The organism is Zhongshania sp., from assembly GCF_041623545.1.
Taxonomy (GTDB): domain Bacteria; phylum Pseudomonadota; class Gammaproteobacteria; order Pseudomonadales; family Spongiibacteraceae; genus Spongiibacter.
Map to the genome: position 1 here is coordinate 1 of NZ_JBFJWS010000147.1, position 7,869 is coordinate 7,869.

Genomic DNA, 7,869 nt, shown 5'->3' on the forward strand with positions numbered 1-7,869 from the left:
TCCATATCACCCAGAGGTGGCGGGAATTCCCTGTGTGGCCGCTGTTGATCAGTTGCAAGCTAAGGTCGATACCGTGACGGTTTATGTGCGCGCAGACTTGCTGATTAAGGATGTTGCTAAAATTATTGCGCTGGCGCCGCGGCGGGTGATATTTAATCCGGGCACTGAATCAGCTGAAATGCTTGCCGCTTTTAATGAAGCGGGGATCGCGACAGAAGAGGCATGTACTTTGGTGTTGCTCCGTACCGGTCAGTTTTAACTTGGTTTTTGGGCTGAGGCAGGCGTAAAAAAGGGGAGCCATTGGCTCCCCTTTTTGTTTTCTGCGTTGGTTTTATACAAACTGCAGCAGAGCTACCATCACTACGGCGAGCGCAATACTGCAGTGAATAACACCTTTAACGGTGGTCATTGGGCCAGTTTTACCAAATATGGCATTGAGCTGAAGCGCGGCGATTAAGCCGATGCAAATCCACAGGCCTAAGCTGACAGACGTGCCTGCTTTGCTAACTGCGGCGGCACCAGCGGCGCCAGCGCCGTGGAAAGAACCCATCATGCCGATCAGCATTGGTGCTGAAAACAGTGTGTTAGTCCGCGAGGCGAGGCCAGCTTTTGGAGCTGCTTTGGCTGCGTCACCGGGTACGATGCCACATACGATTTTTTGGTTTGGCCAAATAATCAGCCATACGTTGAGGAACATTAGGGTACCCATAAGGGCGCCAATAATGATGTAGCCGTTTAAGCCACGAGCCATGGTGAAGTGCAATAAGCCTAGGCCGGTGAGGAAGGTGAACATGGCGCCCCAGCGGAACCACCACAGTGCGCGTGGTGCGAGCTTTTTAACCGCGTCGGCTTTGGCAGCGGGCTCAGCTTCTTTAAAGTATTCGGTTTGGACAAAGTTAAAATAATACAGCAAGCCAATCCAGGTAATACCGAATAAAACATGCAGCCAGCGTAGTAATAAATCTGGGGAGATAAATGCGTCCATTAAAGAATCCTCGTTCGCGTTTTGTCGTTGTCTAATTTTTTTTGTATTCACCACAAGCGAGTAACAATGTATAAGCTACCGCTGCAGTGTGTTAGCGTAAAACCCCTGAAGTATAGCAAAGCCGTGGAACTTGGGTAGCTATTGCTGCTCAAATGCGCGAAGTGGTGCTTTAAGCCCCGTCAGGTCAGTGTCATAATGGGATTTTTCTGCCCCTAATTAGAGTGAGTTATCAAGCGTGAGCACGGAAAGACAGGAACCAAAAATTTCACTCTCAATCGACGAAGACGATATCGTCCAGCCGGCACCGTCACAGCGCAAAACTCAGGCTGCGCCGCCACCACCTCCAAGTAGCGGCGGCAGCGGCGGTTTTGTGATGTTTATGCTAACGGTGTTGATACTCGCGTTGGCGGGAGCATCCTACTATTTGTTTGATCAGCTGAGCAGCGCCCAAAAGCAGCTGAAATCGGGGCAGGGCAGGATCGAACTGCTTGAACAGCGCTTGTCCGTTGCCGATGAAAGTATTAGTGAGACTAGCGCTTCTACTCAGGTAAGGCTCCAAGAAATGGATTCGGAGGTGCGCAAGCTGTGGGACAATGTTTGGAAAAAGCAGAAAGAGGAGCTCGCCCAGCACGACGCCAGTTTGACCACCCAAAAAGCCAATTTAGAAAAAGCGGAAAAGCGCATTGCCGCGCTTGAAGCGAAACTGCGGACCAGCGATGAGCAATTGGCAAAAATTGTGAAGTCTTATAATGCTGAGCGCGAGTCACTTACGTCTATGTCGGGTAAACTCGACCGCGTTATTGCGCAAGCCGAAGTGAATCGCAAGCAATTACTCGATATGGGCAAGCAGGTGGCTTCTGGTGGCGGTCTGGATGCGCGGGTTAAGGATCTTGAGCGTCGAGTTAGTCAAAATGATGATTGGCTGGATTCGATCAATGCCTTCCGCAAGCAGGTGAACCGCGATATAGAGGCAATGCGCCAGACTATGTCCCAGTATCATTCCGGCAGTCCTTCGCCTAGATAAGCAAATGGGCAAGTAGGGTGTTAAGTGATAAGGGCCGTGGTGCACTACACCACGGCCCTTTAGCTAGTGTATACTCTGCCGCCATTCCGGCCGCTGTCGCCATCATTTCAGGAGTCCTCCGATGACCGTAATTCGTCAAGACGATCTCATTCAGAGTGTGGCCGACGCGCTGCAGTATATCTCTTACTATCACCCCGTTGACTTTATCCGCGCCATGGATGAAGCCTATCAGCGTGAAGAAAACCCTGCGGCTAAAGACGCCATGGCGCAAATCCTCATTAATTCACGGATGTGTGCTGAGGGCAAACGCCCAATTTGCCAAGATACCGGTATCGTTACTGTGTTCCTGACCGTTGGTATGGATGTGCAGTGGGAAGGCACCATGGGTGTCAGCGATATGGTCAACGAAGGTGTTCGCCGAGCCTATAATCTGCCAGACAACGTGCTACGCGCCTCTATTCTGGACGACCCCGACGGTGCCCGTAGCAATACCAAAGACAATACCCCCGCCGTAATTCACTACCAAATCGTGCCTGGCAACACGGTCGATGTGCATGTTGCAGCCAAGGGCGGCGGCTCTGAGGCAAAATCAAAATTTGCCATGCTTAACCCGTCTGACTCAGTCGTCGACTGGGTGCTGAAAATGGTGCCGACTATGGGTGCGGGCTGGTGTCCGCCGGGCATGCTGGGTATCGGTATTGGTGGTACCGCGGAAAAAGCCATGATCATCGCCAAAGAAGCGCTGCTCGACCCCATTGATATTCACGATCTGCAAAAGCGCGGTGCCAGCAATCGCGCCGAAGAACTGCGCTTAGAATTGTTTGAAAAAGTAAACAAGCTGGGTATTGGTGCACAGGGCTTGGGTGGTTTGACTACAGTCTTGGATGTAAAGGTTAAAGACTTCCCAACCCACGCGGCCAATAAAGCCGTGGCTATGATTCCTAACTGCGCTGCGACCCGTCACGCTCACTTTACCTTGGACGGTAGCGGCCCAGCCGCGCTGACACCGCCATCTCTGGATGAATGGCCAGAAGTGACCCGCGAAGCCGGCGATGCCAAACGCGTTAACCTAGACACTGTTACCCAAGAAGAAATGGCCACTTGGAAGCCCGGTGACACGATTTTACTAAGCGGCAAAATGCTCACCGGTCGCGATGCTGCCCACAAGAAAATGGTCGATATGCTGGCTAAGGGCGAAGAGCTTCCTGTAGACCTGAAAGGTCGCTTCATCTATTACGTTGGACCTGTTGACCCAGTGCGCGACGAAGTAGTCGGCCCCGCAGGCCCTACCACCGCGACGCGGATGGATAAATTCACCCGCACCATGCTCGCCGAAACTGGCCTAATGGGCATGATTGGTAAATCTGAGCGTGGCGATGTTGCGATCGATGCCATTAAAGAATTCGGTGCTACTTACCTGATGGCAGTCGGTGGCGCGGCATACTTGGTCGCCCAGGCGATTAAAAAGTCCGAAGTAGTTGGTTTCCCCGAGCTCGGTATGGAAGCGATCTATGAGTTCACTATTGAGGACATGCCGGTGACCGTTGCGGTCGATGTTCGCGGTGAATCCGTGCACAAGATCGGACCGCAGATCTGGAAGGCTAAGATTGAAGAGCAGACGATAGAAATCGTCTGAGGTCGGGGGTCGGACGTCTGACGCAGAGCCAGAGGGGTCTGCTTGTACGTCCGACGTCAGGCATCCGACGTCCGACGAGTGAGCGCTTTTCGCGTATAGGAGCACACCTTGGCAAATCAAACCTTCTACTGGCACGATTATGAAACTTGGGGCGCTAATCCCGCTCGTGATCGACCGGTGCAGTTTGCTGGGGTGCGCACCGACGCAGATTTGAATATTATCGACGAGCCCTTAATGGTGTTCAGTCGACCCAGCCCAGATTACCTTCCCCATCCTGAAGCCTGTTTAATTACCGGTATTACCCCTCAGCAAGCCCTGCAAGATGGAGTGTCCGAGGCGGAATTTATCGCCATTGTTCACGCTGAGCTGTCTCAGCCCGGTACTTGTGGTGTGGGCTACAACAGTATTCGCTTTGACGATGAAGTCACTCGCTACACCTTGTATCGTAACTTTTTTGACCCCTATGCGCGGGAGTGGCAAAACGGCAATTCCCGCTGGGATCTCATTGATGTGGCGCGTCTGTGTCGGGCTCTCAGGCCAGATGGCATCGAATGGCCGGTGCGAGAAGATGGCACCCCAAGCTTCCGCCTTGAGGAACTGTCAGCAGCCAATGGCTTAAGCCACGAGTCGGCGCACGATGCTTTATCCGATGTGTATGCCACCATTGATTTGGCAAAATTACTTAAAGCCCGACAGCCTAAATTATTTGACTACGCGCTGAGCTTGCGGGACAAGCGCACTGTGGCAGCGATGCTGGATACGGTCACGCAAGTGCCGGTACTGCATGTCTCCGGTCGCCTGCCTGCGTCGAAGTTTTGCTCGGCATTGATGATGCCGCTGGCCCTGCACCCCGACAACAAAAACAGCGTTATTGTCTACGACCTCAGTGTTGATCCTCAGCCGTTGATTGATTTGTCGGTTGAAGAAATTTCGGCGCGGGTATTCAGCGCGACTGCAGATTTGCCAGAGGGCGCCGAACGTATCCCACTAAAAGAAATTCATATTAACCGAGCGCCTATAGTGGCTACCGCCAAATTGCTGGATGACACCGTATGTGAGCGCTTACAGCTTGATATGGCCCAGTGTCGTCGCAATTGGCAGCGAATTCGTAAAAGTAGCGATCTAAAGGCTAAGCTGCAAAGTTTATTTGGCGGGCGCCAATTTGCAGAGAGTACAGACCCCGACGTGATGCTCTACGGCGGTGGCTTTTTTGGCAGTGAAGATCGCCATATGATGGATACCGTGCGCAGCAGTGATCCGGAGGCCCTGGCTAAGCAAGCATTTCCGTTCCGGGATCCACGCTTACCGGAGTTGCTGTGGCGCTATCGCGCGCGCAACTACCCTATGACCCTATCGGCGGCTGAGCGCGAGCAGTGGTTGGCCTTTTGTCGTCAGCGCCTGCGCCAGCCCGAGCCGGGTCAGCTGGGTTTTGATGCGTTCCGTCAACGTTTGGGCGAGCTTGCGCTAGAGCGCAGTTCCTCAGCGGACACCATGATACTCAATGAGTTAAGCGAGTATGCCGATGCCTTGGAGCAGGAAGGTTTGTGAGTTCCCCGTGGTGGGTGTATATGGTGCGCAGCCGCAGCGGCAAGCTGTATACAGGTATCAGTACCGATCCTGAACGCCGATTTCGAGAGCATTGTGGCGAGGGTGGGCGAGGCGCACGGTTTTTTCGCGGCGATCCTCCAGAAGCAATTGTTTACCGGGAAAGCGCCGAAAGCCGTTCTGAGGCCTCCCAGCGTGAGGCGGCAATCAAGAAAATGAAGCGCAGCGCTAAAGACAGCTTGATCCTTCAGGTAAACGCCGCTTTCCCAGAGCTCTGATTAAAGCGATAATGCCCGCCGATAAACAGGGGAAGGTAATGTCTGATAGCGGTCCAGAGCGAGCAAAAAGCACAAACGTCGGCGTATTGAAGGCCATGATGCAGTTTTTGCGGCCATATTACTTACAGATGATTGGCGCCAGTATTGCCCTTGTGTGTACGGCAGCGATTACCCTTTCCATAGGTCAAGGCTTGCGGCTATTGGTCGATCAGGGCTTCTCGAGCAATGCGACTGAGGCGGCCTTGAATGAAGCCTTGTTGCTGTTCATGGTACTGATTTTGCTGCTGGCGGCAGGCACATTCACCCGCTTTTATCTGGTGTCTTGGATTGGCGAGCGGGTCAGCGCGGACCTGCGCAAAGCGGTTTTTGCCCACGTAGTGCACCTGCATCCGGGGTATTTTGAAACCAATCTAAGCGGTGAAATCCAGTCTCGCATCACGACGGATACGACTTTATTGCAAACCGTTATCGGTTCCTCGGTATCCATCGCACTGCGCAACTTGCTGATGTTCATCGGCGGCGTGATATGGCTCTTTATTACCAACCCTAAATTGACCGCCATGGTGATGCTCAGTGTGCCATTGGTCGTGGTGCCGATTATTGTGTTTGGGCGTCGGGTGCGTGCTCTGTCGCGGACTAGCCAAGACAAAATTGCTGGGGTCGGCACCTTTGTCGGTGAGTCGGTTAAAAATATTAAAATGGTGCAGGCTTTTAATCATCAGGAATTGGACCGCAATGCCTTCGACGGCCATGTTGAATCGGCGTTCCGCGTTGCTATTGGGCGGATTAATCAACGCGCGTGGTTAACGACCATCGTTATCACCCTCGTGCTTGGCGCCGTGACCGCGATGCTGTGGGTCGGTGGCCTAGATGTCTTGGCGGGAAAAATCAGCGGTGGCGAATTGGCCGCGTTTATCTTTTATGCGGTGATGGTGGCGGCCTCGGTGGGTGCGATTTCGGAGGTCTACGGTGATTTGCAGCGCGCCGCCGGCGCTACCGAGCGGTTGTTGGAGTTGTTGGCTGCAGAAAACTTGGTGCCTTCCTCGGCGACGCCTATCGCCTTGCCAGCGGCTCCGAGAGGGCATCTGCAATTTGAAAATGTTTGTTTTAGTTACCCATCGCGGCCTGAGCAACAGGCTATCGATAATTTGAGTTTAGATATTAAACCAGGCAGCAGTTTAGCTTTAGTAGGTAGCTCTGGTGCGGGTAAGTCCACTCTGGTTGATTTAGTGCTGCGATTTTATGACGTACAGGGCGGTGCAATTCGCTTTGACGGCATTGATATCCGCGACCTGAGCTTAGATGATTTGCGTTCACAAATCGCCATTGTGCCCCAGCAGCCGGTTTTGTTCACCGGTACGGTTGCTGACAATATTCGCTACGGTAAGCCCGATGCGACCATGGCAGAAATTGAGGCGGCGGCGCGCAAAGCCTATGCCCATGAGTTTATTGAGCGCCTAAGCGAAGGCTACGACAGCTTTGTCGGCGAGGGTGGTATTCGCCTGTCCGGTGGTCAGCGTCAGCGAGTGGCAATAGCGCGAGCTATCTTGGCGGATCCGACATTATTATTGCTCGACGAGGCCACCAGTGCCTTGGATGCCGAAAGCGAGTATCAGGTTCAGCAGGCCCTTGAATTACTTATGAAGGGGCGTACCACTATTGTGATTGCCCATCGTCTTGCGACAGTCGTGGATGTGGATATTATTGCGGTGCTTGATCATGGCAAATTGGTTGATACCGGTAATCACGCCGAACTTTTACAAAGCTCACCACTCTACGCCCGGTGGGCGAGCTTGCAGTTTGATGAAGGCAGTAGCAGCGCCGAAGAGTTGGCAGCAGTGTAATTTACGCGGAGAGAATCTTTGAAATTTTCAGGTAGTCATATCCTCTCTATTAGTCAGTTTGAGCGCAGTGATATCGAGCGCGTGTTTGAAGTTGCTGACCGCATGGAGCCCTACGCTCACCGGCAGCGGGTGACCAAGGTCCTCGATGGCGCCATTCTTGGCAATATGTTTTTCGAACCCTCTACTCGAACCCGGGTGAGCTTTGGTTGCGCCTTTAATTTGCTGGGTGGCGAAGTTCGGGAAACCACCGGCTTTGAGACCTCGGCGATCGCCAAGGGCGAGTCACTCTACGATACTGCGCGGGTCCTTAGCGGCTATAGCGATGTTATTGTTATGCGCCACCCCGTTTCCGGTTCGGTGGCGGAGTTTGCCGCGGCCAGTCGAGTGCCGGTGATGAACGGTGGCGACGGCGCCAACGAACACCCCAGTCAGGCGCTATTGGATCTCTATACCATTCGCAAAGAATTGCAGCATCAAGGGCGCAGTGATCTCGATGGCCTGCGTATTGCGATGATCGGCGATTTAAAATACGGCCGCACGGTGCATTCGCTGTGTAA

Annotated in this window: 7 protein-coding genes and 1 pseudogene; 7 read left to right on the forward strand and 1 reads right to left on the reverse strand. The window is 53.2% G+C overall.

Annotated features, from left to right (window positions below; translation table 11 throughout):
• The coding region (locus ABYT30_RS12600; RefSeq protein WP_373096777.1) for a CoA-binding protein at window positions 1–259 on the forward strand (259 nt) is incomplete at its 5' end.
• Window positions 260–331: 72 nt separating this feature from the next.
• Here ABYT30_RS12600 and ABYT30_RS12605 read toward each other — a convergent pair.
• On the reverse strand, window positions 332–985 hold the full coding sequence (locus ABYT30_RS12605; RefSeq protein ID WP_373083490.1) for a urate hydroxylase PuuD: 654 nt from the start codon (window positions 983–985) through the stop codon (window positions 332–334).
• 235 nt (window positions 986–1,220) lie between these two features.
• Between ABYT30_RS12605 and ABYT30_RS12610 the strand changes: the two genes are divergently transcribed.
• The 6 genes and pseudogenes from ABYT30_RS12610 to ABYT30_RS12635 all read left to right on the forward strand — a co-directional run.
• On the forward strand, window positions 1,221–2,009 hold the full coding sequence (locus ABYT30_RS12610) for a hypothetical protein (protein WP_373096778.1): 789 nt from the start codon (window positions 1,221–1,223) through the stop codon (window positions 2,007–2,009).
• Between the two features lie 121 nt (window positions 2,010–2,130).
• The gene (locus ABYT30_RS12615) at window positions 2,131–3,645 is read left to right on the forward strand and encodes a fumarate hydratase (RefSeq protein WP_373096780.1); all 1,515 of its coding nucleotides are present in this window, start codon (window positions 2,131–2,133) and stop codon (window positions 3,643–3,645) included.
• A gap of 108 nt (window positions 3,646–3,753) precedes the next feature.
• A complete protein-coding gene (gene sbcB / locus ABYT30_RS12620; RefSeq protein WP_373096782.1) occupies window positions 3,754–5,193 on the forward strand; it encodes an exodeoxyribonuclease I in 1,440 nt (479 codons plus the stop codon).
• Window positions 5,190–5,468 (forward strand): GIY-YIG nuclease family protein, encoded by a 279-nt coding sequence (locus ABYT30_RS12625; protein ID WP_373096784.1) that lies wholly within the window; start codon window positions 5,190–5,192, stop codon window positions 5,466–5,468. The genes sbcB and ABYT30_RS12625 overlap by 4 nt, the downstream gene beginning before the upstream one ends.
• A 38-nt stretch (window positions 5,469–5,506) precedes the next feature.
• Complete coding sequence (locus tag ABYT30_RS12630; protein ID WP_373083340.1) at window positions 5,507–7,312, forward strand: ABC transporter transmembrane domain-containing protein; 1,806 nt, start codon at window positions 5,507–5,509, stop codon at window positions 7,310–7,312.
• Between the two features lie 18 nt (window positions 7,313–7,330).
• Window positions 7,331–7,869 (forward strand): annotated as a pseudogene (locus ABYT30_RS12635) (aspartate carbamoyltransferase); the annotation flags it as partial.

Excerpts from the sequence above, each read along its gene's own strand:
- ABYT30_RS12615 (WP_373096780.1), top strand. The coding sequence starts at position 2,131 with ATGACCGTAATTCGTCAAGACGATCTCATTCAGAGTGTGGCCGACGCG.
- ABYT30_RS12605 (WP_373083490.1), bottom strand. The coding sequence starts at position 985 with ATGGACGCATTTATCTCCCCAGATTTATTACTACGCTGGCTGCATGTT.
- ABYT30_RS12630 (WP_373083340.1), top strand. The coding sequence starts at position 5,507 with ATGTCTGATAGCGGTCCAGAGCGAGCAAAAAGCACAAACGTCGGCGTA.